The following is a 26,102-nucleotide window of genomic DNA, read 5'->3' as shown; positions in this document are numbered from 1 at the left end:
CTCAGGCTCTCATGTCCGATATTCATTTAGCGTCCGGCACGAGCCGGGCCACTCCGCCTGGCAGCGCGTCGCAGCAAAAAGCGCCTGGCCGCTCCGGCGATGTGATCTTCGGCGGCCTCGCACGCCTTTCCGCGGTCGTCACGCTGCTGCTGCTCGGCGGCATCATCGTGTCCCTGATCATCTCCTCGATGCCGTCGATTCGCGAGTTCGGTCTCGCGTTCCTGTGGACGGCGGTGTGGGATCCACCCAGCAAGCAATTTGGCGCGCTCGTGCCGATCTACGGCACCCTCGCGACGTCGATCATCGCTCTCATTATCGCGGTGCCCGTCAGCTTCGGCATCGCACTGTTTCTAACCGAACTGTCGCCTGCATGGCTGCGTCGGCCGCTCGGCATCGCGATTGAACTGCTCGCCGCGATTCCGTCGATCGTGTACGGCATGTGGGGCCTGCTCGTGTTCGCGCCGATCTTCGCGGTGTGGTTCCAGAAGCCTCTCGGCGCGGTGCTCGGCGGCATTCCGATCGTCGGTGCGCTGTTCTCGGGTCCGCCGATCGGCATCGGCATTCTGTGCGCGGGCGTGATCCTTGCGATCATGATCATCCCGTACATCGCCGCGGTCATGCGCGACGTGTTCGAAGTGACGCCGGTGCTGCTGAAGGAATCGGCCTACGGTATCGGCTGCACGACGTGGGAAGTGATGTGGAAGATCGTACTGCCGTACACCAAGACCGGTGTGATCGGCGGCATCATGCTGGGCCTCGGCCGCGCGCTGGGTGAGACGATGGCGGTCACCTTCGTGATCGGCAACACCAATCTGCTCGACAATATTTCGCTGTTTTCGCCGGGCAACAGCATCACGTCGGCGCTCGCCAACGAGTTCGCGGAAGCGGACCCGGGCCTGCACACGTCGGCGCTGATGGAACTCGGCCTGATCCTGTTCGTGATTACATTCATCGTGCTGGCGATTTCGAAAATCATGCTGCTGCGTCTCGAGAAAGGGGAGGGCGCGAAATGAGCGGGCCGTCCCTGAATATGCCGGGTCTGAAGGACCCCGCGACGCTCGAAGCGATGCGCGTGCGTCTGCAAGGGCGCCGTCGGATGACCAACGCGATCGCGCTGACGCTGTCGCTCGCGGCGATGGCGTTCGGCCTGCTGTGGCTCGTGTGGATTCTCTATACGACGCTGCATCTCGGGATCGGCGGTTTGTCGGTCGAGCTCTTCACGCAGTCGACGCCGCCGCCGAACACCGATGGCGGCGGTCTTGCGAATGCGATCGTCGGCAGCCTGTTGCTGGTCGCGCTCGCGACCTTCGTTGGCACGCCGATCGGCATCATGGCGGGCGTCTATCTCGCCGAATACGGCCAGAAGGGCTGGCTTGCGAACCTCACGCGCTTCATCAACGACATCCTGCTGTCGGCGCCGTCGATCGTCATCGGTCTGTTCGTCTACGCGCTCGTCGTCGCGAAGATGGGCCACTTCAGCGGCTGGGCCGGCGTGCTCGCGCTGGCGCTGCTGCAGATTCCGATCGTGATCCGCACGACCGAAAACATGCTGAAGCTCGTGCCGAATGCGATGCGGGAAGCCGCGTTCGCGCTCGGCACGCCGAAGTGGAAGATGGTGCTTTCGATCACGCTGAAGGCGTCGATCGCGGGCATCGTCACCGGTGTGCTGCTCGCGGTCGCGCGGATTGCCGGCGAAACCGCGCCGCTGCTCTTCACCGCGCTGTCGAACCAGTTCTTCTCGGTCGATATGGGCCAGCCGGTCGCGAACCTGCCGGTCACGATCTACAAGTTTGCGATGAGCCCGTTCGCGCAATGGCAATCGCTCGCGTGGGCCGGCGTCTTCCTGATCACGCTCGCGGTGCTGGGACTGAATATCCTCGCGCGCACGATCTTCTCGAACAAGTAAGGGCGGAGTGAATCCGATGAACATGGCAGAAACCCAACTCAATCCGGCCGGGCACGCAACCGCGCCCGCGGGCTCCGACCCCGAACACAGCGCTCACGCTCAAACGCCGTCGCGTCCGAAGATAGAGGTCAAGGATCTCAACTTCTTCTACGGCAAGTACCACGCGCTGAAGAACATCAATCTGCAGATTCCCGAAGGCAAGGTGACCGCGTTCATCGGCCCGTCGGGCTGCGGCAAGTCCACGCTGCTGCGAACCTTCAACAAGATGTACGCGCTCTATCCGGAGCAGCGCGCGGAAGGCGAGATCGTGATGGACGGCGAAAACCTGCTGACCACGCGCCAGGATATTTCGCTGCTGCGCGCGCGCATCGGCATGGTGTTCCAGAAGCCGACGCCGTTCCCGATGTCGATCTACGACAACATCGCTTTCGGCGTGAAGATGTTCGAGAAGCTGTCGCGCTCGGAAATGGACGACCGCGTCGAATGGGCGTTGACCAAGGCGGCGCTGTGGAACGAAGTGAAGGACAAGCTCGGCCAGAGTGGCTACGGTCTGTCGGGCGGCCAGCAGCAGCGTCTGTGTATCGCGCGCGGTATCGCGATTCGCCCCGAAGTGCTGCTGCTCGACGAGCCGTGCTCGGCGCTCGACCCGATTTCGACGGGCCGTATCGAAGAGCTGATCGCTGAGCTGAAGAGCGACTACACGGTCGTGATCGTCACGCACAACATGCAGCAGGCGGCCCGCTGTTCGGACTACACTGCCTATATGTACCTCGGTGAACTGATCGAATTCGGCGACACAGAAAAGATCTTCATCAAGCCGGTCCGCAAGGAAACCGAGGACTACATCACCGGCCGCTTCGGTTGATCCGCCGGGCAATACAACGGAGTACGACATGTCCGATAAACATCTGTCCAGCCAGTTCGACGCCGACCTGAACCTCGTTTCGTCGAAAGTGCTCGAAATGGGCGGCCTCGTCGAATCGCAGATCGTCAACGCGATGCAGGCGCTCAACGAATTCGACCTCGGTATCGCCGAGCAGGTCATCGCCACCGAAGACCGTCTGAACAAGATGGAAGTCGAGATCGACGAGGAGTGCAGCAACATCATCGCGCGCCGTCAGCCGGCCGCGCGCGATCTGCGCCTGCTGATCGCGATCTCGAAGACCATCACGAACCTCGAGCGCGCCGGCGACGAAGCCGAGAAGATCGCGAAGCGCACCAAGCGTCTGATGGAAGACGGCGCCTCGCGCACCATCAACATCGCCGAGATCAAGCTGTCCGGCGAGATGGCCGTGTCAATCCTGCGCCGCGCGCTCGACGCGTTCGCGCGTCTGGACACGGTCGCCGCCGCGCAGATCGTGCGCGACGACAAGGCGATCGACGAGGAATTCCGCGCGTTCGTGCGCAAGCTGATTTCGTATATGACCGAAGATCCGCGTTCGATCTCGGTGGGCCTCGACTTCCTGTTCATCGCCAAGGCGATCGAGCGGATCGGCGACCACGCGAAGAACATCGCCGAATTCATCATCTACATCGTCAAGGGTACCGACGTGCGGCACCAGTCGCGCGACGCGCTCGAACGCGAAGCGCTCAGCTAATCCAGAGATAAGGAACAGAGGTGCCGATGCCCAGCAGCATTCTCGTCATTGAAGATGAGCCCGCCATTTCCGAATTGATTTCGGTCAATCTTCAACACGCCGGACACTGCCCGATTCGCGCGTACAACGCGGAGCAGGCGCACAACCTGATCAGCGACGTGCTGCCCGATCTCGTGCTGCTCGACTGGATGTTGCCGGGCAAATCGGGCATTTCGTTCGCGCGCGATCTGCGCAACAACGAGCGCACGAAGCATATCCCGATCATCATGCTGACCGCGCGCGGCGACGAGCAGGACAAGGTGCTCGGTCTCGAGATCGGCGCCGACGACTACGTGACGAAGCCGTTCTCGCCGAAGGAACTGATGGCGCGCATCAAGGCGGTGCTACGCCGCCGCGCGCCGCAGCTGACCGAAGACGTGGTCGCGATCAACGGCCTGAAGCTCGATCCGGCCACGCACCGCGTCGCGGCGCATGCGGAAGGCAGCGAGATCAAGCTCGATCTTGGCCCGACCGAATTCCGTCTGCTGCATTTCTTCATGACTCACCCGGAGCGCGTGCACAGCCGCACGCAACTGCTCGACCAGGTGTGGGGCGATCACGTGTTCGTCGAAGAGCGTACCGTCGACGTACATATCAAGCGTCTGCGTGCGGCACTCAAGCCGGCCGGGTGCGATGCTATGATTGAAACGGTACGCGGCAGCGGCTACCGGCTGGCGAAGAGCGCCTGATAGCCGTCGTCGGCGGCGCACTGCACTGCGTAGCTGTTGAGCCGCCGCACCTCCTTCCTGCGCTGTATTTTCTCTTCGATCGCTAGACCATGAACATCATCTGGGCGCGCTCCATCGTGTCGGTCGTGCTGCTTGCTGTTCTGTGCGCGGTGGTCGGCGCACTGGTGAACGTCAAGGCAGGGCTCGCTCTCGCCATCGTCATGCTGCTCGCACAGAGCGTCTTCAGTACCTTCCATAAGCAGCGTCTGTGGCGTCTGCTCGATGCGCCGGTGTACGGCGAAGTGCCGAGCGCCCCCGGCATCTGGGGCGAAATCTACTACCGTCTGCACAAGCTCGCGAAGCGCTGGCACGCCCAGGTGCGCCAGGTCGAGCAGCAGCATTCGCGTTTCATCCAGGCGATCCAGGCGTCGCCGAACGGCGTCGCGATGCTCGACGATCACGATCAGATCGAGTGGTGCAACGCGATTTCCGAAAGCCACTTCGGGCTCGATGCGAAGCGCGATCTGCGCCAGCACATCACGCATCTGGTGCGCCATCCGGATTTCGTGCGCTATCTGAATTCGCATCGGTACGAGGAAATGCTGATCATGCGCGGCATGGGCGACAAGCGCCAGAACGTGCTGTCGGTGCAGGTGTTTCCGTATGGCGACAATCGCAAACTGGTGCTGTCGCAGGACATCACCGAACTCGAGCGCACCGATGCGATGCGGCGTGACTTCGTCGCCAACGTGTCGCACGAACTGAAAACGCCGCTTACCGTGCTGTCCGGTTTTCTCGAGACGATGCGCGAGCTGCCGTTGGGCGAGGCCGAGCGCGCGCGCTATCTCGACCTGATGGAGCAGCAGGCGTCGCGCATGCGTCATATCGTCAGCGATCTGCTGGTGCTCGCGACGCTCGAAGGTGACAACAAGCCGCCGAGCGATCAGATGATCGACATGCAGGCGGTATTGCGGCATCTGCGCGACGACGCGCAGAGCCTGTCCGGCGATCATCACAAGATCGTCTTCGAGGCCGACGAAGCTTTGACCGTCACCGGCGTCGAAACCGAGATTCTCAGTGCGTTCGGCAACCTGGTGACGAACGCGATCCGCTATACGCCCGACGGCGGCTCGATCAAGGTCAACTGGCGTGCGCAGGGTGGCCATGCGGTGTTCTCGGTCATCGATAGCGGCCTCGGCATTCCGGCCGCCGATATTCCGCGGCTCACCGAGCGCTTCTATCGCGTCGATCGCAGCCGTTCGCGCGACACGGGCGGCACTGGGCTCGGTCTTGCCATCGTCAAGCACGTATTGCAACGGCACGATGCGCAACTTGAAGTGAAGAGCGAAGAAGGGCGCGGCAGCACGTTCACGGTGCGCTTTCCGGTGTATCGGACCGCGCGCTGTCAAACCGCGCAGGTATGAGCGCGGCAGTCGTCCGACGGGTCGATCCAACAAAAAAACCGCCTGAAACAGGCGGTTTTTTTATGCGCGCGGATTGTCATGTGCCCGCCGTCGCGGCGAGCACCCGCAACGCGGGCGACTACGAACAGAACTTGCCGAGCAGGCTCATCTGCGCATTGCGCGACGCCTTGCCCGGCCGGCGCCGGCGATAGTGACCATCGCTTTGCATCAACCAGGCCGACTGGTTGTCGCCGAGAAACGCCGATAGCCCTTCCGCGATCACGCGCCGTTTCAGCCGCCGGTTGTTGACCGGGAATGCGACTTCGACGCGCCGGAACAGATTGCGATCCATCCAGTCGGCGCTCGACAGATAGACCTGCTCCTTGCCGCTGTCGTAGAAGTAGTAGATGCGATGATGTTCGAGAAAGCGCCCGACGATCGAGCGCACCGTGATGTTTTCGGAGAGTCCTTGCACGCCCGGCTGCAGCGAGCACACGCCGCGCACGATCAGATCGATCTTCACGCCGGCCTGCGCTGCTTCGTACAGCTCGGCGATCACCGTCGGCTCGAGCAGTGCGTTCATCTTCGCGACGATGCGCGCCTTCCTGCCCGCCCGTGCGTGCTCGGCTTCCTTGCGGATCGCTTCGACGAGCTTCGGGTGCAGCGTGAACGGCGACTGCCACAATTCGTGCAGCGTCAGCTCGCCGCCGATGCCGGTCAGCTGCTGGAATACATGGTGCACGTCCTCGCAGATCTTCTGATCTGCGGTCATCAGACCGAAGTCGGTATAGAGGCGCGCGGTGCGCGGGTGATAGTTGCCGGTGCCGAGGTGCGCGTAGCGCTTCAGGGTCGACTTGCCGCCCGCCAATACGCGTCGCACGATCAGCATCATTTTCGCGTGGCACTTGTGGCCGACCACGCCGTAGACCACGTGCGCGCCGACCGCTTCGAGCTGCGAGGCCCAGTTGATGTTGGTTTCTTCGTCGAAGCGCGCGAGCAGCTCGACGACCACCGTGACTTCCTTGCCGTTGCGCGCGGCCTGCATCAGCGCGTCCATCAGCGGCGAGTCGGTGCCGGTGCGATAGATGGTCTGCTTGATCGCGACCACGTTCGGGTCCTTGGCCGCCTGCAGCAGCAGCTCGAGCACCGGCTGGAAGCTCTCGTACGGATGATGCAGCAGCACGTCGCCCTGATCGATCACGTCGAACATGCTCGTGCTGTTGGCGATCTGCGTCGGCGTCGACGGAATATGCGGCACGAACTTCAGATCCGGCCGGTCGACCATCTCGGGCAGCTGCATCAGCCGCACCAGGTTGACGGGGCCGTTCACGTAGTAGCAGTCCTTGTTCGACAGACCGCTTTCGTCGAGCAGGCGCCGCACCACGTGCGCGGGCGTTTCCGCCGACACTTCGAGCCGCACCGCATTGCCCAGATGCCGCGCCGGCAGTTCGCCCTGCAACGCGACGCGCAGATTGGTGATTTCGTCTTCGTCGACGAACAGTTCGCTATTGCGGGTGATGCGAAACTGATTGCAGCTGCGCACGACGAGGTTCGGAAACAGCTCGCCGACGAAGCGTTGCAACAGCGAGCTCAGCAGCACGAAGCCATGCGGATAGCCCGACAGTTCCTGCGGCATGCGCACGAGCCGCGGCAGCGCGCGCGGCGCCTGCACGATGCCCATCATCGCCTGGCGGCCGAATGCATCCTTGCCTTCGAGTTCGACGACGAAGTTCAGGCTCTTGTTCAGCACGCGCGGAAACGGATGGGCGGGATCGAGACCGATCGGCGTCAACACCGGCAGCAGTTCGTCGAAGAAGTAGTTGCGCGCCCATTCGGTCTGCGCGTCGCTCCATGCTTCGGTGCCGTGGAAATAAATACCTTCCTCCTCGAGCGCGGTGAGCACCGTGTCGTGCAGCATCGTGTACTGGCGATGCACGAGCTTCTGCGCACGCTCGACCACGAGGTCGTACACGTGTTGCAGCGACATGCCGTCCGGCGACAATGCGCCGGGGTTGTCGCGCATCTGTTCCTGAAGCCCGGCCATGCGGACTTCGAAGAATTCGTCGAGATTGCTACTGGTGATGCAGATAAAGCGGAGACGTTCGAGCAGGGGGACGGCGGGATCGGCGGCTTGCGCCAACACGCGCTCGTTGAAACCCAGAATGCCCAGCTCGCGATTCAATAAGGGATAGCGGACGGACATCGGTGGCGAGATTGGAATGTCTGAAATGGCGACGGAAAGACGCTCGGAAATTCTCACGATTTGGTGACGTCCTGATGACATCGGCGGTGTTTTAAACATTTTATGCCGCAATCGTCGGCTGTCGTCAATATGACGCGCTACCTATGCGACGATACCGAACTCCCTGCGCCGCGAGGTGACACCGTGAAGGCTGCTACGCTTAGAATGGCGTCTTTGAACAGTGCGGCCGGCCGCGACGCGCACCATGCGTCGAAGGCGCCGGGCAGGCGCGTGGCGCTGCCAGCGTCCGCCGCCACGCCCGCAGCCGCAGCCGCCGCGCTCGCGCGCATGGAGTACGCTTACCCGATGGTCACTATCCCTCATCTCCTCGCCGCCGTGGATCTCGGTTCGAACAGCTTCCGGCTCATCGTGGGCCGGGTCGAGGAAACCGACGCGGGCAGCCAGATCTATCAGGTCGACGCCTTGCGCGAGCCGGTGCGGCTCGCGGCCGGGCTATCGAGCGACAAAATGCTCGATCGCGCCTCGCAGGTGCGTGGCTGGGATGCGCTGAAGCGCTTCGGCGAGCGTTTGCGCGATTTTCACCCCGACCACGTGCGCGCGGTCGCGACCAATACGCTGCGCATCGCGAAGAATGCAGGCGAGTTTCTCGGTGAAGCGCAGGCGGCGCTCGGTTTTCCGATCGAAGTGATCGCGGGGCGAGAGGAAGCGCGCCTGATTTATGCAGGCGCCGCGCACTCGGTGCCGGCGAGCGCGGGCAAGCGGCTCGTCGTCGATATCGGCGGCGGTTCGACGGAATTCATCATCGGCTCGCACTACACGCCGATCAAGATGGAGAGCCTGTATATCGGCTGCGTGAGCCATAGCCGCACGTTTTTTCCGGCCGGCAACGTCGACGAATACACGATGCGCCAGGCCGAGCTCGCCGCGCGACGCGAAATCCAGATCATTTCCGCCGAATACAAGAAGACCGGCTGGGAGCAGGCGATCGGCTCGTCGGGCACCGCCCGCGCGCTCGCCGAGCTGGTCGAGGCGAACAATTTCAACGATGCCGGCGTCACGCACGGCATTTCGCGCGGCGGCCTCGAGCGGCTCAAGCGCGCGCTGATCAAGGCCGAAAACGTCAACCGGCTGAAACTGATCGCGCTGAAGAGCGACCGCGTGCCGGTGCTCGCGGGCGGCCTGTCGATCATGATCGCGGTGTTCGACGAACTGGGCGTCGACTATGTCGACACCACCGACGGCGCGCTGCGTCTCGGCGTCATGTACGACCTGCTCGGCCGTTCGCAGCACGAGGACATGCGTACGGTGACGGTCGGGGGCTTCATGCGCCGCTATGGCGTCGATCGTGCGCAGGCCGGGCGTATCAGCGATCTGTCGACGAGCCTCTACGACCAGTTCATCGAACCGGACGAAGAACGCCGCGCGGAAAACCGCATGTTCATCGGCTGGGCGGCGTCGCTGCACGAAATCGGGCTGTCGATCTCGCATAGCGCTTATCACAAGCATTCGGCGTATATCGCAAGCAACGCCGACATGCCAGGCTTTTCGCGCACCGATCAGGCGCGCCTCGCCGCGCTCGTGCTCGGGCACGCGGGCAAGCTCGGCAAGCTGTCGCAGACGCGCGACGTCGAATGGCCGCTGCTGTTCTGCCTGCGGCTCGCAGCGTTGCTGTGCCGTCGACGCGCGGACGTCGGCCTGCCGGGCATCACGGTTGCTCAGGCGAACGGCGGTTACGAGGTGCGTTTGCCGAACGAGTGGGTCGCCAACAATCCGTTGACGGACTACAGCCTGATCCAGGAAGCAGCGGAGTGGGAGAAAGTCGGGATTCCGTATCGCGTGGTTTATACGGACGATTGACGCGGCGCCGATCGGCGCACGCTTCGATTCGCGGCGTGAGCGTGCACAAAAAAGCCCTGCAAATGCAGGGCTTTTTCGCTTCCCAGGTGATGCGGCTTATCGGGGCAACGCATCGCCGAGGAAGTGCCGCGCGTAGCGGGCGTTGATATCGGACAGGCGGAATAGAGTCAGGAAGTCCGCGGTATTGAAGTCGGGGTCCCACGCCGGTGCGCCGCAAATCTTCGCGCCGAGTCGCAAGTAGCCCTTCACGAGCGGTGGCGGCGCGACGGCGGCGCCGGTCTGCAGGTCGTCGACCGGCAGCGGCGTATGCGGGAACGCGCGATATTCGGGCGCGGTCAGCGCGTTGTCGCGCAGCGAGCAATACAGGTTCGCAGCATAGTGGCCGCCGTCGGCCATCGCGACGCTCGCGCAGCCGAGCATCGTCTCGTAGCCGTTGTGCTTCATGTACGCGCCGAGCCCTGCCCACAGCGACATGATCACCGAGCCGCTGCGATAGTCGGGATGCACGCACGAGCGGCCGACCTCGACCATCTTCGCGCGCAGATGCGTGAGACGCGACACGTCGAACTCGCTTTCCGCATACAGACGGCCGATGCGCGCGGCCTGATGCGGCGGCAATGCGCGATACGTGCCGACTACTTTCAACGTGTCGAGATCGCGTACCAGCAAATGATCGCAGTACGAATCGAAGGCATCGACGTCGAGGCCGGCGGGGCCGCTCAAGCGCGCGCCCATTTCGTCGGCGAAGACGCGATAGCGTAGACGCTGCGCTTCACGCAGCTCTTCGTCGGTACGCGCCCACGACACTTGCAGGCGATGCTGCGCGGTAACCGTTTCCTCGGCGCGCGGCAGACGGCGCGGTTCGAAAAGCGAGGCGAAGGGCAGGGTGGGCGTCGGCAGTTCTCGCATTGGCTGTCCTAGTCGAAAAGAGGGAGGATTTCTTTTTTCGCCAATGTAGTAACGCGCGGTGACGCTCGCATGGCAAAGCTGTGACGATTGGATGACTGCCCGTAAGCCCTCGCGTGTGTGCCTGTCAAGTCGGACGCGTCGCGCGACGCGTGCGCTCAGATCAGATCGGGACTGATGGCGGCGCGCAACACTGCCTCCTCTTCGCCGTGGCGCTCGCGGCTCTCGATCCACCAGATGCCCCCTTTTTTCAGCGGCCAGCTCGCGCGGCTGTCGCCGAGCAGTTGCGCGGCGACGTGGCCGAGCGTCGGTTGATGGCCGACGATCACCACGGTTTGCGCGATGCCGCCGGGCCAGCCGGCCGCTTCGAGGACATCGTTCGCGCTCGCGTTCGGCGCGAGTTCGCGCACGACGCGATACTGGTCGCTCAACGTCTCGGCGGTCTGGATCGTGCGCACGGCGGGGCTCGCGAGGACGACCGCGTCTTCGGGTAGGCGGGCGCGCAGCCATTTCGCGGCGTTTTGTGCCTGCTTGCGGCCGCGCGTGGTGAGCGCGCGCGAGAGATCGCTCGCGGCGACATCTTCTGCTTCGGCATGACGCCAGAGGATCAGGTCCATGGGAGTCTCCTTTTGAGCGGCTTGAGATGGCGTTGCGGCGGGTTTGCGCGGCTTCGCAACGAGGTACGCGCGCAAGCACTGTCGCATGCACGGATGATGGTTTGCAAGGCGAGTGCCTGATGGATCGGCTGTCGGCGTCAAGGTGAACGCGGGCCCAAAAAGCAAAAACCCGCGAAGCCGGAGGCTTCGCGGGTTTTTGCTTTTCGTGGTCGGAGCGAAAGGACACCAAGACGCGCTGCTTCGGCCTGCGCGTCACGTCGGCAGGCGCGCGTGCCTGCATTGTCGAAGGCCGCCTGCACGGCCGCACGATCCGCTGCACCATTGGCGATCCTGCAACAGGAAACTGGAGGACGCCCGCCAGCATGCCGCCGACCTGCGCATGCTGGTCGACATGGGCATTGACCCGCGCGAACAGGAAGCCCGGCAGCGCGCCGCCGCCGACGCGATGCGCGAGGCGGTACCTGAACGAATCCAAACTACGCGGCGAAAATGCTGGGATATGACCGCGACACGTTCGGCGACATGATTCATGCGATGAAATATGATCTCAAGCTGCGAGGCGATGACAATGTCATTTGGCACGATAGTGGGGACGTCGAATCTAGAAAAAACATCATCGGCAATATGCACGACTATGCAACTGATCTTCATACGATGAACGTACATCAACTCGCACATGCATCATTTTCGATAGCCGGGGATGATTCGGATCCCGATGTTTGGACCAGATATTTCGGCGTTTCGCCGGACACGGCGATAGTCAAGGGGAAGCGGTTTATGACTCCGTCGGGGCGATTGAGCAGCGTGCCGGGGCGTACCGGCGTATGGGGGTAAGAAGCAAAGCCGCCGTTCATAGCAACTCGCTGGAACCGCACCTCCGCTATCTTATTGATCGCCTGAATTTGCCGCGAGATGACTTGCGCCAGCTACTGGCAGACAAGGGCGCACAGATGCGTTTCTTCTGTTATTGGGACAACGAGAGCGGCGACCGCGTGCCTGAAGTGCCCGACGATATTCGCACCATAATGGAAGCCATGGGCGGCACCGTTGAAATTGATGAATATCGATAGAGCCTCGCTCAAATGCACAAGCCGATCCTCATATGCAGCAAGGCCGCGCCTTGACGCTGCACGCGCCGAAAACAACGCGGCTGGCGAAAATGATAGCTTTTGATAGCAGACTTTAGACGAGGGATCGCGACGAAGGCCGATTCGCGTTGGTCGAATTTGCCAAACAGCGCCTGGACGGACCCAGAAAGCAAAAAGCCCAGCCGGTTAAGGCTGGGCTAAGTGCTTGATTCCAATGGTCGGAGCGAAAGGATTCGAACCTTCGACCCTCTGATCCCAAATCAGATGCGCTACCAGGCTGCGCTACGCTCCGACGAATCCGAGAGTATAGGGGGTACGGACAGGAGCGTCAATGCCTTGGCTCGCGCTGGCTCGGCGGTGAGCTATATACGCCCCATCAACAGCAGAATGATCACGACGATCAGCACGACGCCGACGAGTCCAGTCGGTCGATAGCCCCAGCCGCTGCTATACGGCCAGCTTGGCAATGCGCCGATCAACAGCAGGATGAGCACGATTAGCAGGATGGTTCCGACGGTCATGGCGTTCTCCTTTTCGAAGGGCCGCGAAATCGCTGGCCGGATCGTCACGCTGGTTCGGCGCATGCGCGCCGCGACAATCGACGCGCGTATCGCGCGCCTGTTGTTAGATCGGAACCCGCAAGGCATGTGCCAATCACCGATGAAGATCGATGCAGCGAGGCCTTGGACGAAGGTGAAAAAAGGAGGGGGCGGCGCGCGTAGCGTCACCGTTCGATGTAGGTATGTCCAAGGAACTGACAAGGGATTGCGCACGTGCAGCGGACGACGACGCGCGCGGCGCATGCATGCGCCGCAACGCCGGTCATCGCATCACCGAGCGGACGCGCAACTGAGGCACTGCGATGTGCCGGTGCCCCGGTTAGAGGGACTCGATCCGAGTTCGAAGATCACCCGCGTCAATGCCGTGGACGCCTCCAATGCGGCATATGCAGATGCTGATGCGTCCAGTGATGCAGCATGCCCTCGCCGTCGTGTTCTCGCCGGTAGGCCCGCGATTCGAAAATCGACAACGCCGCCAGCACGATCAGGCCTATGGCGAGCCCGATCAGGCCCGCGATCGATTCACCGTCCATGGCAGTCTCCCGGTAGGTTCAGCCATAAACCCATAGTAGCGCAGGTCTCGCGAAATCTCACGAAATGGAACGCCCGCGGCAGGAGCCGGCGTGATGGCATCGCGGAACGCGCTTTGCGGGTAGACTCTCGGCGCCGGCGGACGTCCGCCACCCCATTTGTCCCGGAGAAGATTCCAAAATGAACCGCGTTCTGACTGTTGCCTTGCTGTTGTGCGCCGGCGTCGCCGGTTGTGCGGACAATCCGTCCGCGCATCGCGGCAGCCCGCCACATGATCCCGCCGACTACCACGGCGTGTCCACTGACGATCGGCCCCCCGCGATGGTGCCCGCGCCCGTCGCACAGTAGGCTCTCGTCGAAGTGAAAACGATCGGGAAAGGCCGGGGTGGGAAAAGCGAAGTGCCGGCGCGGGCACGCCGGCACTTCTGACCCGTGCCGACTGTTCGCGCGGAGAGCACGGGCTGAAAACATTCTAGGACGCGCTCGTTATGCGATATGTATGCGCTTGTTTCAAGCCGTAACGTTCCGTCGTCCGCCGAACAGCCAACGAAGAGCGGCGCACGGCGCTACTACGCCGCCGCGATCCCTCGCGACACGCCCGGCAGGTAACGCGCGAGCGTCGCGCCGCGCGTGGCCATGAAGATCAGCAGCGCGATCCACAGCCCGTGATTGCCGTGCCACGCGAGCAATGCCCACGATGCCGCCACGAACACCACGAGCGACACCACCATCGCCATCATCAGTTCGCGTGTGCGCGTCGCGCCGATGAACACGCCGTCGAGCAGGAAGCCCCACACCGAAATGACCGGCGACAGCGCTGCCCACGGCAGATAGGTTTCGGCCGCGGCGCGCACGGCGGCCTGATCGGTGAGCCGCTCGATGATCCATGCGCCCGCGCCCCAGTACACGAACGAAAAGCCGATCGCGCCGAGCCCCGACCATAGCGCGGTGACCTTGACCGCCTGCGCGAACGCGTGACGATCGCGCGCGCCGATCGCCGCGCCTACCAGCGCCTCGGCCGCATGCGCGAAACCGTCGAGCCCGTACGCCATGAAGGTCTGAAAATTGAGCAGCAATGCGTTCGCGGCGAGCGTCGCGTCGCCTTGCCGCGCGCCGAGATGCGCAAACCAGCCGAACGACGACAGCAGGCACAGCGTGCGCACGAAAATGTCGCGATTCAGCACGACGAGCCGCTTCAGCGCGGCGGCGTCGAACAAGGCGGCGCGATTCAGCGCGGGCAGGCCGCGCGGCCTGCCGTGCCATAGCAGCGCGAGGCCGAGCACGAAGCCGAGCGCGTCGGCAGTCGCAGTAGCCGCGCCGATGCCAGCCACGCCCCAGTGAAACGCGTACACGTACAGCAGCACCGCGACGATGTTCACGCTGTTGATGAACACCTGCGACAGCAATGCGAGCCGCACCCGCTGCGTGCCGAGCAGCCAGCCCAGCACCACGTAGTTGCCGAGCGCGAGCGGCGCGGCCCAGATCCGCGCGTGGCAGTAAACCTGCGCGTGCCGCTGCACGGCGTCGCTGCCGCCGATCGCTCGCAGCGCGTAGTCGATCAGCGGTTGCTGCACGAGCAGCACCAGCGCGCCGATCGCAGCCGCCATCAGCAGCGCGCGCACGACGCTGTTGCGCAGCTCGTCGCCGCGGCCCGCGCCGTGCGCCTGCGCGACGAGGCCGGTGGTGCCCATGCGCAGGAAGCCGAAGCCCCAGAACACGAAGTTGAAGAAGAGGCCGCCGAGCGCGACGCCGCCGAGGTACGAGGCGCTGTCCAGATGACCAGCGACGGCGGTATCGACCGTGCCGAGGATCGGCTGCGTCAGATTCGCGAGGACGATCGGGAACGCGAGCGCGAGCACCCGGCGATGCCAGCGCACCGGCAGCGCAGGCGCGCTGGCTGAATGCGCGGCGGTTTCGGAAGGCTCGGCGGGAGGCATGCCGGCGTCGGGGCTCCCGACGTCGGGCGTCCCGGCATCGGACATCCTCGCGTCGCTCAAGACCGCTCCTGCACGCACACCCACGGCGAGACCACGACCGCCCACAGCTCGGGGTCGCGCGCAGCGAAATCGGCGGCCGTCTCCGACTGCACGCGCTCGACGAGGCCGGAAGACAACCATTGGGCGACCTGGGTGGTGTCGTCGTTGGCGATCGCTTCGGCGACGCTCACGAGATCAAGATCGCGCGCGACGTGCAGCAGGATGCCGCGCGCAAAGAAACGTTCGAGTTCGCTCCAGCCGATCTTGGCGGTTTCGCCGAGCAGCTTGGCGTACAGGGGGCTTTGGGGGGCGTCGTTGGAAGTCATCGTAGGCGGGGTCGGACGGGGCCGTCACTATAAACTATTGGCGCACACCGTCGGGCCGCGTGGCGAGCTTCCACAACGCGCCGAGCGGTCTTTTAATGCATCGCCGGACTGAGTCGGATTCTGAACCTGGATGCCGGCGGATTCAACGACGACGGCGCACGAGCCTTGCCGCCAATCAGCGTCCGATTAATCGTCCGAATATTCAAACTTGAAACGCGAGTTTGAATGCGGTTTCACGGTTGTCCGTGGAATTGTTGATGTTAATCTTTCGCTATTCGCGAATTTGTTGTGAGGAAATATCGAGGATTATTCGAAAGTGCTGGCGCGACTAATCGATGCGTTACGTGCGTTTCCGCACCAAGTTTATATTCGCAAGCGAAAACGGTTTATTGGAGAACGAGTTAGTGTTATTCGGACAGATGTCTTTCCTCTGCTGTTTTGCAGGGATTTTCTTCGATCGGCCAGGAACATTGACTGATGCGAGCCTCGGGGAATCCAGTTTGAACGACTTGGCGGGTTGCGTATCCGGCTGCGGCGCATTTGGCCGGTCTCATTCCGACATTTCCGATTCACGGATTGCGTAATCCGTACGCCGTGTAACATTGACCGCAAAATTATTGGATTGCGCTGGTAAATGCAGATTGTTAGATTTCGTTCTGGCGCATGGTGAACCGGTCCTTTGCCGATATGCGCCGAACCCCCGTTAGCCCGGCCTCGTGCCGGGCTTTTTTTTTGAACGGATTTAGGCGGGTGTTTAACCGCTGCGGCGATCTTCACCGCGAATTCACATACATGGCCGATGATGGCCGATTATTTTTTGCGGCGCGAGACTCATGACCGGGGCGATCGTCTTTGTCGGCGTATGGATGATCGCGCTCGCGTTGCTGCTGCGTTTCGCCGCTCGCGTCGATCCGCGCTCGGGACGCCGGCGACGCCGCTAAGCGGTGACGCTATCTCGCTGGGCGGCCGCGCGCACCGCATGGTGTGCCTCCTTTACTGCTTGCAGCGAATGACCATCGAACGGTTTTTCACATTCGCGCCGAAAATCCCGCCGATCGTGCCGCCGGACGTCGCGCCGTTGTCGACGTCTTTCGACACCACGTCGTACCCGTAGTTGCCGCAGGTTTCGCCCGCACGCTTGTAGCACTCGGCCCAGCTCGTGCTCGCGTCGCTGCCGCTGCAGTTGATCGCGAAACCCGTGTCGCCGCTCGGCAGATAGGTCATCGTGGTCGTGGTCGAGCAGCCGCCGAGGCCGCCGAGCGTCAGGAAGCCGAGACTGATCGTTGCGGCCGTCGCGACGCGCGCCAATGGGCTTTTCATTTCAGATTCCTTGCAAATAACGGAAGGGCGTGGCGCGCAGCCACGCCGCTTCGAATTGAGCGTTTATAGCACGGTGGGGTTCCCGCGCCCGCCGCCGCCTAGCGCGGCGGCAGTTCCTTTGACGGATCGATCGAGCGGCCCTGGTAGCGCAGCTCGAAATGCAGCATCACGCGATCGGTATCGGTGTCACCCATTTCGGCGATTTTCTGGCCGCGCTTGACCGATTCGCCTTCCTTCACGAACAGCGCGCGGTTATGCGCGTAAGCGGTCAGATAGTCGGCGTTGTGCTTGAGGATCAAAAGATTGCCGTAGCCGCGCAGACCGTTGCCTGCGTAGACCACGGTGCCGGGCGCCGCCGCGACGATCGGTGTGCCGGCCGCCGCGGAAATATCGATCCCCTTCGAGTTGCCGCCGTCGAAACGGCGGAATACGGTGCCGTCGGCCGGCCAGACCAGCGAAATCGGCGCGGGCGCGGTGGCCGGCCCAGTGTCCGCCGGCGCGGGACGCGGCGCGGCCGACGCGCTCGCGCTGCCGCTGCTGCTGCCACCACCACCGCCGCCGCTACGGATTGCGCCGCTCGTCGACGCCGTTCCGCTCGGTGGCGCGACACGCAGCACCTGGCCGACCTCGATGTTGTCCGGATTGGTCAGGTTGTTCCAGCGCGCGATGTTCTGCACCGACTGCCGGTTGCCGCGCGCGATTTTCGACAGCGTGTCGCCCCGTTCGACCCGGTAGTAGCCCGGCGCCACTGGCGCCGACCCGCACGCGGCGAGCAGCGCGAACAACGCCGCGCAACCGAGTCGTTTGATTCTTGTCGTTTCCAGCATTGGACCTCGCAAAGCGCTGCCGCGCGCCGATCCCGATCACGCGGCACAGACAGACAAAGCGTTCGATTCTAACGGTTTTGTGTTGCGCCCCCCGCGTGGGGGGCGAGGGGGGTGGGCGGCCGCTTCGAGCGGCTCGCCGCCGCCGTCGGCGTATCAGCTGGTCTTCTCGACGCTAATGCGCAGGGCCGCCGTCTCGGTTTGTCCCGGCTCGAGCCAGCGCAAACCGCGGCCGTTATGGATCGCATCCGGCAGCCCGAGCCACGGCTCCACGCAGTAGAAGTCCGACTGCGGCGTTTCAGTCCACGTCGTGACCGAGTACCAGGGCACCGAGCCGGGCCGCTGCAGATCGATCGTAATCACGCGATTGATGCCCGGCGCCTCGACCCGCACCGGTCTGTCGGGCGTGCCGCTCAGGCAATGGAAGCGGTCGTAGATGCGGTCTTCGTCGAGCGTGTAGCTCGCTTCGCCAGGCTCGGCGGGGCTGATCGAGCCATCCCCGAGCTGGCGGCAGCGTTCAGTGCGCGGCAGCTCGAGCGTCGTCTGCGCGCGCTGCGTGTGCGGCAGCGTGAAGTAGAAGTGATGGCCGGCGTAGTAAGGCAGGCGCGTGTGGCCGGTGTTGGCGGTGGTCAGCGTCACGTCGAGCGTGCGCGGATCGATCAGCTCATAAGCGGCCTCGAAGCGAAAGCCGAACGGATAGACGGCGCGGGTCGCTTTGCTGTCGGTCAGAACCATGCGCAGGCCGGCGCCGTGCACGTCGGCGTGGGGCTCGAACGGCAGGTCGCGCGCGAAACCGTGCATCGGCATCTCGCGCACGATGCCATGCGCGTCACGCCAATAGCCGATCTTGCCGTCGACGAAGTGACGGCCGAGAAACGGAAACAGCAGCGGATTGCCGCCGCGAATCCGCGCGGGCACGCTCCAGTCGGCGTGCTCGGGCCAGTGGATCACCTCTTCGCCGTCGATCGTCCACGACAGCAGGCGGCCGCCGGCTTGCGGCGAAAAGCGGAGCACGGAGGCGTCCTGGGCGATCTCGAGAATGTCCTGTTCCGGGGAGAGGGGCATGGTCAGTAGGTAGCCAGATAGAGGTTGAGGGTCGTCCAAAGCGGTCGGCTGCGTCGGCCGACGCAATCCGCATTGAAGCGGCGTTTTTGCGCCACTCGCCGCGACTGCGTCACGCGCGGTGAAATCGCGATTTTGCGCTGCTTTGCGCTACGGGGAAACCCTTCCCGGGAAATTGCGGGTGTCGGAAAAGGGCGAATCCTATTGATAATCCGTCTGAGCGTCCGGTCTATCCGACTCCCGGGCGAATCGGCTCAGGAGGCATCATGGATCTCGCAATGGCAATGGCCGTTTCTTTGTTCGGCATATTCACGGCTAGCACGTACTACTTCTTCCACTCGCTCAAGCGCTGATCCCGCTGGGTTCATTCCTCGGCGTTCGCACTACGCGCGCGACGAATCCCGCTGCTCGCTTCCTTGCCCTCGCGTAACAACCGTGTCGAGTTGTGACGCAGCGCGTCAATATTTCCCCGAATGTGGTCTAACCGCTTGGCGCTGACTGTGCAGCCAGGCATAATCGGTGCGCCTTTTGACGCGCCGGCTCCCTTTTGTGCGGCGCGCAGTTCCCCGACATTTTCCTTACAAGGACCGCCGCGTGAACCTGTCGTTTCTGATTTTCCTGAGCGTGCTGCAAGGCGTGACCGAACTGCTTCCGGTGAGCAGCCTTGGCCACACGCTGCTCGTGCCAGCCCTGTTCGACATGCACATCGACAAGCATGCGCCGCAGTTGCTGCCGTTCCTCGTCGCCCTGCATCTGGGCACCGCGTTCGCGCTGCTGTGGTACTTCCGCGCGCGCTGGTGCGCGCTGGTGCGCGGTTTCTTCGCGTCGCTCGGCGGCCGCCGCAACGACGACGGTCACATGATGTGGGCGCTGATCATCGGTACGATTCCGGCGGGTCTCGTCGGTCTCGTGCTGGAAAAGCGCCTCGAGGCGCTTTTTCACGATCTGCGAATCGTCGCGTTTGCGTTGATCGTAAACGGCGTGCTGCTGTGGTTCGGCGATCGCCTGCAACGCGCGCGCGCACATCGGGCGCCGGAAAAGCTGACGTTCCGCCAGGCGTTCTTCGTCGGCCTCGCGCAGATCGGCGCGCTGATTCCGGGCTTCTCGCGCAGCGGCCTGACGATGATCGCCGGCAATGCGGCCGGCCTCACCACCGAGAAAGCCGCCGAGTTTTCGTTTTTGCTCGGCACGCCGATCATTTTCGCGGCTGGCGTACTCGAACTGCCAAAGCTGCTCCACGCGCCGAGCCAGCTTGCCGACGCGGCGCTCGGCGGCGTGCTGACCGCGATCGCCGCGTACCTGAGCGTGCGTTTCCTGATGCGCTACTTCGAGGGCCGCGGGCGTCTCGCGTCGTTCGGTTTGTACTGCGCGATCGCGGGAATCGTGTTCCTGGGCTGGTTCATGCTGCATCCGCAGCCGGTCTGAGGGCGGCGGGCGATCGGTTATAATCCGGGCCCGGTTGCTTGCAGGTCAGTTAAAATTTTAGTTTGTGCGAAATCGGGCGGCTCGCCGCGAGTGCCGTTTTCATGCGAATAGCGATCCATACGGCAGTAGCTCAGCTGGATAGAGCATCGGCCTTCTAAGCCGAGGGTCGGGGGTTCGAGCCCCTCCTGCCGTACCAGAATCATCGAAGGGTTACAGGCCTCGCGCCTGTAACCCTTTTTGTCTTTTTGCTGTCTTTTCGCACCTCGCGCGGATCATTGAACGCGACGCCGAGCTTGCTTCGGGTGTTTGCCGACTCAGGAAATCGCGCGCGACGCCGTTAGTTCGACAGAACCGTTTGACGCGCCGCGATGGAGGAATCAGCGTGAACCGACTCAGCCTCAACACCAAACTCTGGCTCGCGCTGCTGATCACGTGGCTCGGCCTGCTCGGCCTCGGCGGCTGGGCCGCGTGGCAGTCGCGCGCGACGATGCTCGCCGAGCGCAAGTCGGCGGTGCAGAACGTCGTCGAGAGCGCGTACGGCATCGTCGCCGACTACGCGCAGCGCGCCGACCAACACGAGCTGACGCCCGATGAGGCGCGCCAGCAGGCGCTCGCCCGCCTGTCCGCGATGCGCTACCCCGGCAGCGGCTACATGATCGTGACGACCGCGACGCCGGTCGTGATCATGCATCCAGTGCTCGCCGATCTGCGCAACAAGGACGTGTCGCACTACGCGGACACCGACGGCAAGCTGCTGTTCGTCGAGATGGTCAAGGTTGCGCAGGCGCAGGGGCAGGGCTTCGTCGATTACATGGGACGCCTTGCCGGCCACAACGAGCACGTGCCGAAGATCAGCTTCGTCAAGCGCTTTGCCGCGTGGGACTGGTATCTGATTTCGGGCGTCTACGTGAACGACATCGACGCGGCGTTCCGCGCCGACCTGCTGCGCTATCTGCTGACGATCCTCATGATCGGCAGTGTCAGCACCATCGCGCTCGTGCTGATCATCCGCAACGTCAAGCGCAGTCTCGGCGGCGAGCCCGCCTATGCGGCGCGCGTCGCGGAGACGATCGCCGACGGCGATCTATCGTGCCCCGTCACACTGGCCGGCAACGATCAGGAAAGCATGCTGTTCGCGATGCAGCGCATGCAAAGCCGCCTCGCCGACGCGATCAGGCGTATTCGCGGCGGCACCGAAACGATCACGGTCGCGGCGGAAGAGATCGCCGCGGGCAATCTCGATCTGTCGGCACGCACGGAACAGCAGGCGTCGTCGCTCGGCGAAACGGCCGCGAGCATGGAGCAGCTGACGGCGACCGTCAAGCAGAACGCCGACAACGCGCTGCAGGCCAACCGCATGGCGCACTCCGCGTCGCAGCTCGCGGGCGAGGGCGGCGAAGCCGTGCAGCACGTCGTCGCGAATATGCAGAGCATCGCGGCGAGTTCGGCGCGCGTCGTCGATATCATCGGCGTGATCGAGAGCATCGCGTTTCAGACCAACATCCTCGCGCTGAACGCGGCCGTCGAAGCCGCGCGCGCCGGTGAGGAGGGTCGCGGCTTCGCGGTCGTCGCGGGCGAGGTGCGCAATCTCGCGCGCCGCAGCGCCGATGCGGCCAAGGAGATCAAGACGCTGATCGAGGATTCGGTCGCGCGCGTCGGCAGCGGCAAGGCGCTCGTCGAGAAAGCGGGCGGCACGATGGATTCGCTCGTCGATGCGGTGAAGCGCGTGACCGACGTCATCAGCGAGATTTCCGCCGCGTCGGACGAGCAGAGCCGCGGCATCGAGCAGGTCAATCTCGCGATCGCGCAGATGGACGAGACCACCCAGCAGAACGCGGCGATGGTCGAGCAGGCGGCGGCCGCCGCGCAGTCGATGCAGGAGCAGGCGCAGATGCTGCGCGACGTCGTAAGCACGTTCCGCCTGCAGGGGGCGGCCGCCGCACGTTGATGGCCGCGTCGATGGCGCGCTGCCTGCAGAAGTGCGCATGCTATGCTTTTGAGGTCAGGATCAAAAGCCCAAAAACCGCGTGCGCCCGTGCGCGCCGTGCGCACTTCAAGGAGAGTCCCACATGTCGACGCGAACCCGTGTGCTGTTCCGCCTTGGTGCCGCAGGCCTGCTGCTCGGCGCGGCGATCGGCGGGCAAGCGGCGAACCTGGCCTTTCTGAACGACACGCCGATCACCTACATGAAGCAGCGCGACAACGACTCGATCAAGCACGCGGTCATGAGCGCGCTCAATGACAGGAAGGACGGCGACAGCTTTACGTGGGTCAACGACGGCACCGGCAATAGCGTGAAGATCGACGCGACCATCACGATGGACAGCACCTCGACCGACGGCGGGCGCACTTGCCGCATCCTCGGCGTCGTACTCAATGCGAAGGGGCAATCGATGAACCTGCGTCCGAACTTCTGCAAGGTAGGCGGCGCCTGGCAACTGCAGAAGCGATGAGCCCGCGAATCGTCTCGTGCGGGGTCGTGCTGCTCGATCCCGACGGGCGCGTGCTGCTCGCGCACGCCACGGAAACGACGCACTGGGATATTCCAAAAGGGCAGGGCGAGGACGGCGAGGCGCCGCACGTCACCGCGCTGCGCGAGATGGTCGAGGAGACCGGCATCGCGCTCGAGGCTGGCCGCTTGAAGGATCTCGGCCTGTTCGTCTATCGGCGCGACAAGGACCTGCATCTGTTCGCGGCGCGCGCGAGTGCCGGCGAACTCGATCTGAGCACGTGCACCTGCACGTCGCTGTTTCCGCGCCGCTCGGACGGCACGCTGATCCCGGAGATGGACGACTACCGCTGGGCGTCGATCGAAGAGGTCCCGCACTATGCGAGCCGTAGTCTGACGCGGCTCTTCGAGACGACGCTGTCGCTCGCGGAACTGCACCGGTCGCTATAGACGGCGCGCGCCGCGTTCAATCGAGCGCGTGGTCGTTAGGATGCGCGAACAATGCGCGGTTTTGCTCCGACAGCGGGAAATTGACATTGATGCCGCGCGGCGGAATCGGCTGCGTGAACCACTGCCGGTACAGACGCTCCGCGTCGCCGGACGTCTGCGAGCGCGCGATCACGCGATTCACGAGCGCCCGGAACGGCTCGTCGCCCTTGCGGAACATGCACGCATACACCTCGTAGCCGAGCGGCGTACCCGTCACGATGAAATCGTCGGGATGCGGGTCGGTCGCCTTGAAACCGTAGACGATCGGCTCGTCCATCACGAACGCCACCGCGCGGCCGTCCTTCATCGCGTTGAAGGCTTCCTGATGGTCGCGCACGCTCATGATTCGCATGTTCAGCTGCTTCTCGGTGTTGAGCCTGCGCAGCAGGCGCTCGTCGGACGTGCCCGCGGTCGTCACGACCGGCTTGCCGGCCAGATCGGGGAAGTCGGTGATGCCGCTGTTCTTGCGCGTGATCATGCGCACCGCGTACTGGAACAAACTGTCCGAAAACGCGGCGACGTTTTCGCGCTCGACGGTGTGCGTGGTCGAGCCGCATTCGAGATCGATCTGATTGTTGAGCAGCATCGGCGTGCGGTTCGACGAAGTCACCGTGATTTCGTGAACCCGCAACTGCGGCATGCCGAGCGTCTTCCTGATTTCATCGACGATCTGCATCGCGATCGCCTGCGAGTAGCCGACCGTGCGCCTGCCGTCGAAGTACGAGAACGGGATCGATGCCTCGCGCACTCCGAGCACGACGACGCCGTCGTCGTGGATCTTTCTCAGCGTGCCGGTCAGTTCATCCGCGCGTGCGGGGCCGGCGAACGCGACCGCGCCGCAGGCGGCCAGCGCAAGCAGCACGCGGCGCATGCCGCGCACGAGATACGGCATGCCTGAGCCGCGCTGGCCCCGTCCGCTCCGAACCATACCTTCAGACCCTTCCCCGCAGCGGCCTGCAACCTTCATCGGGCCTCCCGGACCGGCGCGCCCAGGCGAGCGCGCTGTGATTATCGATCTAACATCCTGCAACCCGGATGGCCCGTCAGCGCCGGGCCGTCGCTGACGCGAGCTTAGGCCGGCTTGCCCCAACTGTCGCGCAGACTGACGATGCGGTTGAATACGGGCTTACCCGGCTTCGAATCGACGCGATCGGCAACGAAGTAGCCGTGCCGCTCGAACTGGTAGCGCTGCTCCGGCAGCGCGTGGCGCGCGCCGGTTTCGAGGTACGCCTGGACCACGCGCTTCGAGTCCGGATTCAGCGCTTCGAGGAAATCGCGCCCGCCGGCGTCCGGTTGCGGTTCCTTGAAGAGCCGGTCGTAAATGCGCACTTCGGCCGGGCACGCGGCCGCCGCGCTGACCCAGTGGATGTTGCCCTTGACCTTGTAATTGTTCGCGCCTTCGGTGCCCGATTTGCTGTCCGGGAAGTAGTTGCAGTGCACCGCGACGATGTTGCCGTTCTCGTCCTTGTCCGCGTGCGTGCATTCGATCACGTAGCCGTAGCGCAGGCGCACCTTGTTGCCCGGGAACAGGCGGAAGTAGCCCTTCGGCGGCGTTTCCGTGAAATCCTCGCGCTCGATCCACAGCTCGCGAGAAATCGGAAACTCGCGCACGCCCTGTTCCGGATGATGCGGATGCACCGGTGCGTGGCACGGCTCGGTGAGGCGTTCGGGGAAGTTGTCGATGATCAGCTTGACCGGATCGAGCACGGCGGCGATGCGCGGCGCCTTCTCGTCGAGATCGTCGCGCAGCGCGCCTTCGAACACGCTCATGTCGATCCACGAGTCGACCTTGGTCACGCCGATGCGCTCGCAGAACAGCTGGATCGATTCGGGCGTGAAACCGCGCCGGCGCACGCCGACGATGGTCGGCATGCGCGGGTCGTCCCAGCCTTCCACATGGCCTTCGTTGACGAGTTGCAGCAGCTTGCGCTTGCTGGTGATCGCATAGGTCAGGTTCAGGCGCGAAAACTCGATTTGCTGCGGCAACGGACGCTTGAAGATGCCGGCTTCGGCGAGCTCGTTGAGGATCCAGTCGTACAGCGGACGGTGATCTTCGAATTCGAGCGTGCACAGCGAATGCGTGATGTTTTCGAGCGCGTCCGAGATGCAGTGCGTGTAGTCGTACATCGGGTACACGCACCAGGTGTCGCCGGTACGGTAGTGATGCGCGAAGCGGATGCGATAGATGACCGGGTCACGCATGTTGAAGTTCGGCGACGACATGTCGATCTTCGCGCGCAGCACGTGCTCGCCTTCCTTGAACTCGCCCGCCTTCATGCGGCGGAACAGGCCGAGGTTTTCCTCGACCGAACGCTCGCGGAAACGCGACGGCGTGCCGACTTCGGTGGCCGAGCCGCGGTTCGCGCGCATTTCCTCGGCCGACTGGCTATCCACGTACGCCTTGCCGCGCTGGATCAGCAGCTCGGCGAACTCGTACAGCTTGTCGTAGTAGTCGCTCGCGTAGTACAGATGCTCGGTGCGGTCCTTTTCCCATTCGAAGCCGAGCCAGCGCACCGAGTCGATGATCGACTCGACGTACTCGACGCTTTCCTTCTCCGGATTGGTGTCGTCGAAGCGCAGATGGCACACGCCGCCGTAGCTGCGCGCGACGCCGAAGTTCAGGCAGATGCTCTTCGCGTGACCGATGTGCAGATAGCCGTTCGGCTCCGGCGGGAAGCGCGTTTCGACGCGCTGGCTCCATTTGCCGGTGCGGTTGTCGTCGTCGATGATGTTGCGGATGAAATTGGATGCCGCGGGCGCGTCGTTGCGGTCAGCGTCTTTGCGTTCGGTATTCATGCGAGAAGATGAGAGTCCGTGGGGGCGCGTGATGCGCCCGCTTAGCCGTCAATTCTACC

General features: G+C 63.6%; 26 protein-coding genes and 2 tRNA genes. 15 read left to right on the top strand and 13 right to left on the bottom strand.

All coding sequences use genetic code 11. The features are described 5' to 3' along the window. Nucleotides 1-11 precede the first annotated feature (11 nt). From pstC to phoR, 6 genes are all read left to right on the top strand, one after another. Nucleotides 12-1,013: a phosphate ABC transporter permease PstC gene (pstC, locus tag AB3X86_RS06445; protein WP_176380381.1), complete on the top strand. Its 1,002-nt coding sequence runs from the start codon at nucleotides 12-14 to the stop codon at nucleotides 1,011-1,013. Beyond that, on the top strand, nucleotides 1,010-1,906 hold the full coding sequence (pstA, locus tag AB3X86_RS06440) for a phosphate ABC transporter permease PstA (RefSeq protein WP_013090003.1): 897 nt from the start codon (nucleotides 1,010-1,012) through the stop codon (nucleotides 1,904-1,906). Before pstC ends, pstA begins: the two co-directional genes overlap by 4 nt. Before the next feature lie 16 nt (nucleotides 1,907-1,922). Continuing rightward, nucleotides 1,923-2,771, top strand: coding sequence for a phosphate ABC transporter ATP-binding protein PstB (gene pstB, locus AB3X86_RS06435; RefSeq protein WP_176124137.1), 849 nt, complete (start codon nucleotides 1,923-1,925; stop codon nucleotides 2,769-2,771). A gap of 28 nt (nucleotides 2,772-2,799) precedes the next feature. Then, nucleotides 2,800-3,504: a phosphate signaling complex protein PhoU gene (phoU, locus tag AB3X86_RS06430; protein ID WP_176380382.1), complete on the top strand. Its 705-nt coding sequence runs from the start codon at nucleotides 2,800-2,802 to the stop codon at nucleotides 3,502-3,504. Between the two features lie 26 nt (nucleotides 3,505-3,530). Continuing rightward, nucleotides 3,531-4,232, top strand: coding sequence for a phosphate regulon transcriptional regulator PhoB (gene phoB / locus AB3X86_RS06425; protein WP_008922879.1), 702 nt, complete (start codon nucleotides 3,531-3,533; stop codon nucleotides 4,230-4,232). Between the two features lie 89 nt (nucleotides 4,233-4,321). Next, nucleotides 4,322-5,635, top strand: coding sequence for a phosphate regulon sensor histidine kinase PhoR (phoR, locus tag AB3X86_RS06420; protein ID WP_176380383.1), 1,314 nt, complete (start codon nucleotides 4,322-4,324; stop codon nucleotides 5,633-5,635). 118 nt (nucleotides 5,636-5,753) lie between these two features. Here phoR and ppk1 read toward each other — a convergent pair whose 3' ends face one another. After that, entirely contained in the window at nucleotides 5,754-7,817 is a 2,064-nt protein-coding gene (ppk1, locus tag AB3X86_RS06415; protein WP_368595309.1) for a polyphosphate kinase 1, read from the bottom strand. 204 nt (nucleotides 7,818-8,021) lie between these two features. On the opposite strand from ppk1, the gene ppx reads away from it, so the two are divergent. Continuing rightward, nucleotides 8,022-9,674 (top strand): exopolyphosphatase, encoded by a 1,653-nt coding sequence (ppx, locus tag AB3X86_RS06410; RefSeq protein WP_176380384.1) that lies wholly within the window; start codon nucleotides 8,022-8,024, stop codon nucleotides 9,672-9,674. Nucleotides 9,675-9,770: 96 nt separating this feature from the next. Here the strand turns inward: ppx and AB3X86_RS06405 are convergent, their stop codons facing one another. Together AB3X86_RS06405 and AB3X86_RS06400 are read right to left on the bottom strand one after the other, a co-directional pair. Beyond that, nucleotides 9,771-10,583, bottom strand: a complete 813-nt coding sequence (locus AB3X86_RS06405) for a GNAT family N-acetyltransferase (protein WP_013089997.1) — start codon at nucleotides 10,581-10,583, stop codon at nucleotides 9,771-9,773. 155 nt (nucleotides 10,584-10,738) lie between these two features. Further along, entirely contained in the window at nucleotides 10,739-11,197 is a 459-nt protein-coding gene (locus AB3X86_RS06400) for a histidine phosphatase family protein (RefSeq protein ID WP_176380386.1), read from the bottom strand. Nucleotides 11,198-11,576: 379 nt separating this feature from the next. On the opposite strand from AB3X86_RS06400, the gene AB3X86_RS06395 reads away from it, so the two are divergent. Next, nucleotides 11,577-11,723, top strand: a complete 147-nt coding sequence (locus AB3X86_RS06395) for a hypothetical protein (protein ID WP_368595308.1) — start codon at nucleotides 11,577-11,579, stop codon at nucleotides 11,721-11,723. A 193-nt stretch (nucleotides 11,724-11,916) separates the two neighbouring features. Then, on the top strand, nucleotides 11,917-12,267 hold the full coding sequence (locus tag AB3X86_RS06390; RefSeq protein WP_368595307.1) for a DUF4279 domain-containing protein: 351 nt from the start codon (nucleotides 11,917-11,919) through the stop codon (nucleotides 12,265-12,267). A 233-nt stretch (nucleotides 12,268-12,500) separates the two neighbouring features. On the opposite strand, the gene AB3X86_RS06385 is transcribed toward AB3X86_RS06390, so the two are convergent. The 3 genes from AB3X86_RS06385 to AB3X86_RS06375 form a co-directional block, all read right to left on the bottom strand. Next, a tRNA-Pro gene (locus tag AB3X86_RS06385) sits at nucleotides 12,501-12,577 on the bottom strand. A 70-nt stretch (nucleotides 12,578-12,647) separates the two neighbouring features. Beyond that, a complete protein-coding gene (locus tag AB3X86_RS06380) occupies nucleotides 12,648-12,806 on the bottom strand; it encodes a DUF3309 family protein (RefSeq protein WP_176105549.1) in 159 nt (52 codons plus the stop codon). A 395-nt stretch (nucleotides 12,807-13,201) separates the two neighbouring features. Continuing rightward, nucleotides 13,202-13,378: a hypothetical protein gene (locus AB3X86_RS06375; RefSeq protein ID WP_368595306.1), complete on the bottom strand. Its 177-nt coding sequence runs from the start codon at nucleotides 13,376-13,378 to the stop codon at nucleotides 13,202-13,204. A 178-nt stretch (nucleotides 13,379-13,556) separates the two neighbouring features. Here AB3X86_RS06375 and AB3X86_RS06370 point away from each other — a divergent pair, with 178 nt between their 5' ends. Beyond that, complete coding sequence (locus AB3X86_RS06370; protein WP_368595305.1) at nucleotides 13,557-13,724, top strand: hypothetical protein; 168 nt, start codon at nucleotides 13,557-13,559, stop codon at nucleotides 13,722-13,724. Nucleotides 13,725-13,945: 221 nt separating this feature from the next. On the opposite strand, the gene AB3X86_RS06365 is transcribed toward AB3X86_RS06370, so the two are convergent. The 5 genes from AB3X86_RS06365 to AB3X86_RS06345 all read right to left on the bottom strand — a co-directional run bounded on the left by AB3X86_RS06365 (nucleotide 13,946) and on the right by AB3X86_RS06345 (nucleotide 18,887). Further along, complete coding sequence (locus tag AB3X86_RS06365; RefSeq protein WP_368595411.1) at nucleotides 13,946-15,313, bottom strand: MATE family efflux transporter; 1,368 nt, start codon at nucleotides 15,311-15,313, stop codon at nucleotides 13,946-13,948. 56 nt (nucleotides 15,314-15,369) lie between these two features. Beyond that, the gene (locus AB3X86_RS06360; RefSeq protein WP_013089991.1) at nucleotides 15,370-15,678 is read right to left on the bottom strand and encodes a DUF2288 domain-containing protein; all 309 of its coding nucleotides are present in this window, start codon (nucleotides 15,676-15,678) and stop codon (nucleotides 15,370-15,372) included. A 993-nt stretch (nucleotides 15,679-16,671) separates the two neighbouring features. Next, the gene (locus AB3X86_RS06355; protein ID WP_368595304.1) at nucleotides 16,672-16,998 is read right to left on the bottom strand and encodes a hypothetical protein; all 327 of its coding nucleotides are present in this window, start codon (nucleotides 16,996-16,998) and stop codon (nucleotides 16,672-16,674) included. A 98-nt stretch (nucleotides 16,999-17,096) separates the two neighbouring features. Then, nucleotides 17,097-17,825, bottom strand: coding sequence for a peptidoglycan DD-metalloendopeptidase family protein (locus AB3X86_RS06350; protein ID WP_368595303.1), 729 nt, complete (start codon nucleotides 17,823-17,825; stop codon nucleotides 17,097-17,099). Nucleotides 17,826-17,978: 153 nt separating this feature from the next. Then, complete coding sequence (locus tag AB3X86_RS06345; protein ID WP_368595302.1) at nucleotides 17,979-18,887, bottom strand: aldose epimerase; 909 nt, start codon at nucleotides 18,885-18,887, stop codon at nucleotides 17,979-17,981. A 591-nt stretch (nucleotides 18,888-19,478) separates the two neighbouring features. Here AB3X86_RS06345 and AB3X86_RS06340 point away from each other — a divergent pair. The 5 genes from AB3X86_RS06340 (at nucleotide 19,479) to AB3X86_RS06320 (ending at nucleotide 23,208) form a co-directional block, all read left to right on the top strand. Beyond that, nucleotides 19,479-20,309, top strand: coding sequence for an undecaprenyl-diphosphate phosphatase (locus AB3X86_RS06340; RefSeq protein ID WP_368595301.1), 831 nt, complete (start codon nucleotides 19,479-19,481; stop codon nucleotides 20,307-20,309). Between the two features lie 119 nt (nucleotides 20,310-20,428). Next, nucleotides 20,429-20,505: transfer RNA gene (locus AB3X86_RS06335), tRNA-Arg, on the top strand. A 186-nt stretch (nucleotides 20,506-20,691) separates the two neighbouring features. Further along, nucleotides 20,692-22,257, top strand: a complete 1,566-nt coding sequence (locus AB3X86_RS06330; protein WP_368595300.1) for a methyl-accepting chemotaxis protein — start codon at nucleotides 20,692-20,694, stop codon at nucleotides 22,255-22,257. 121 nt (nucleotides 22,258-22,378) lie between these two features. Continuing rightward, the gene (locus tag AB3X86_RS06325; RefSeq protein WP_368595299.1) at nucleotides 22,379-22,762 is read left to right on the top strand and encodes a hypothetical protein; all 384 of its coding nucleotides are present in this window, start codon (nucleotides 22,379-22,381) and stop codon (nucleotides 22,760-22,762) included. Continuing rightward, the gene (locus AB3X86_RS06320; RefSeq protein WP_176380390.1) at nucleotides 22,759-23,208 is read left to right on the top strand and encodes an NUDIX hydrolase; all 450 of its coding nucleotides are present in this window, start codon (nucleotides 22,759-22,761) and stop codon (nucleotides 23,206-23,208) included. The genes AB3X86_RS06325 and AB3X86_RS06320 overlap by 4 nt, the downstream gene beginning before the upstream one ends. A 16-nt stretch (nucleotides 23,209-23,224) precedes the next feature. Here the strand turns inward: AB3X86_RS06320 and AB3X86_RS06315 are convergent, their stop codons facing one another. Next, entirely contained in the window at nucleotides 23,225-24,118 is an 894-nt protein-coding gene (locus AB3X86_RS06315; RefSeq protein ID WP_368595410.1) for a transporter substrate-binding domain-containing protein, read from the bottom strand. A 200-nt stretch (nucleotides 24,119-24,318) separates the two neighbouring features. Beyond that, nucleotides 24,319-26,043 (bottom strand): glutamine--tRNA ligase/YqeY domain fusion protein, encoded by a 1,725-nt coding sequence (locus tag AB3X86_RS06310; protein ID WP_368595298.1) that lies wholly within the window; start codon nucleotides 26,041-26,043, stop codon nucleotides 24,319-24,321. Between the last annotated feature and the right edge of the window lie 59 nt (nucleotides 26,044-26,102).

Source organism: Paraburkholderia sp. BR14374 (genome assembly GCF_040948685.1).
GTDB classification, from domain to species: domain Bacteria; phylum Pseudomonadota; class Gammaproteobacteria; order Burkholderiales; family Burkholderiaceae; genus Paraburkholderia; species Paraburkholderia youngii.
The sequence above is the reverse complement of the archived record's forward strand: the minus strand, read 5'-3'. Positions and strand labels throughout refer to the sequence as shown.

Excerpts from the sequence above, each read along its gene's own strand:
- pstB (WP_176124137.1), top strand. The coding sequence starts at position 1,923 with ATGAACATGGCAGAAACCCAACTCAATCCGGCCGGGCACGCAACCGCG.
- phoB (WP_008922879.1), top strand. The coding sequence starts at position 3,531 with ATGCCCAGCAGCATTCTCGTCATTGAAGATGAGCCCGCCATTTCCGAA.
- AB3X86_RS06395 (WP_368595308.1), top strand. The coding sequence starts at position 11,577 with ATGCTGGTCGACATGGGCATTGACCCGCGCGAACAGGAAGCCCGGCAG.
- AB3X86_RS06325 (WP_368595299.1), top strand. The coding sequence starts at position 22,379 with ATGTCGACGCGAACCCGTGTGCTGTTCCGCCTTGGTGCCGCAGGCCTG.
- pstC (WP_176380381.1), top strand. The coding sequence starts at position 12 with ATGTCCGATATTCATTTAGCGTCCGGCACGAGCCGGGCCACTCCGCCT.
- AB3X86_RS06370 (WP_368595305.1), top strand. The coding sequence starts at position 13,557 with ATGAACCGCGTTCTGACTGTTGCCTTGCTGTTGTGCGCCGGCGTCGCC.
- AB3X86_RS06400 (WP_176380386.1), bottom strand. The coding sequence starts at position 11,197 with ATGGACCTGATCCTCTGGCGTCATGCCGAAGCAGAAGATGTCGCCGCG.
- AB3X86_RS06365 (WP_368595411.1), bottom strand. The coding sequence starts at position 15,313 with ATGCCTCCCGCCGAGCCTTCCGAAACCGCCGCGCATTCAGCCAGCGCG.
- AB3X86_RS06355 (WP_368595304.1), bottom strand. The coding sequence starts at position 16,998 with ATGAAAAGCCCATTGGCGCGCGTCGCGACGGCCGCAACGATCAGTCTC.
- AB3X86_RS06345 (WP_368595302.1), bottom strand. The coding sequence starts at position 18,887 with ATGCCCCTCTCCCCGGAACAGGACATTCTCGAGATCGCCCAGGACGCC.
- phoR (WP_176380383.1), top strand. The coding sequence starts at position 4,322 with ATGAACATCATCTGGGCGCGCTCCATCGTGTCGGTCGTGCTGCTTGCT.
- ppx (WP_176380384.1), top strand. The coding sequence starts at position 8,022 with ATGGCGTCTTTGAACAGTGCGGCCGGCCGCGACGCGCACCATGCGTCG.
- AB3X86_RS06380 (WP_176105549.1), bottom strand. The coding sequence starts at position 12,806 with ATGACCGTCGGAACCATCCTGCTAATCGTGCTCATCCTGCTGTTGATC.
- AB3X86_RS06310 (WP_368595298.1), bottom strand. The coding sequence starts at position 26,043 with ATGAATACCGAACGCAAAGACGCTGACCGCAACGACGCGCCCGCGGCA.
- AB3X86_RS06350 (WP_368595303.1), bottom strand. The coding sequence starts at position 17,825 with ATGCTGGAAACGACAAGAATCAAACGACTCGGTTGCGCGGCGTTGTTC.
- AB3X86_RS06315 (WP_368595410.1), bottom strand. The coding sequence starts at position 24,118 with ATGCGCCGCGTGCTGCTTGCGCTGGCCGCCTGCGGCGCGGTCGCGTTC.
- AB3X86_RS06360 (WP_013089991.1), bottom strand. The coding sequence starts at position 15,678 with ATGACTTCCAACGACGCCCCCCAAAGCCCCCTGTACGCCAAGCTGCTC.
- ppk1 (WP_368595309.1), bottom strand. The coding sequence starts at position 7,817 with ATGTCCGTCCGCTATCCCTTATTGAATCGCGAGCTGGGCATTCTGGGT.
- phoU (WP_176380382.1), top strand. The coding sequence starts at position 2,800 with ATGTCCGATAAACATCTGTCCAGCCAGTTCGACGCCGACCTGAACCTC.
- AB3X86_RS06405 (WP_013089997.1), bottom strand. The coding sequence starts at position 10,583 with ATGCGAGAACTGCCGACGCCCACCCTGCCCTTCGCCTCGCTTTTCGAA.
- pstA (WP_013090003.1), top strand. The coding sequence starts at position 1,010 with ATGAGCGGGCCGTCCCTGAATATGCCGGGTCTGAAGGACCCCGCGACG.
- AB3X86_RS06375 (WP_368595306.1), bottom strand. The coding sequence starts at position 13,378 with ATGGACGGTGAATCGATCGCGGGCCTGATCGGGCTCGCCATAGGCCTG.
- AB3X86_RS06320 (WP_176380390.1), top strand. The coding sequence starts at position 22,759 with ATGAGCCCGCGAATCGTCTCGTGCGGGGTCGTGCTGCTCGATCCCGAC.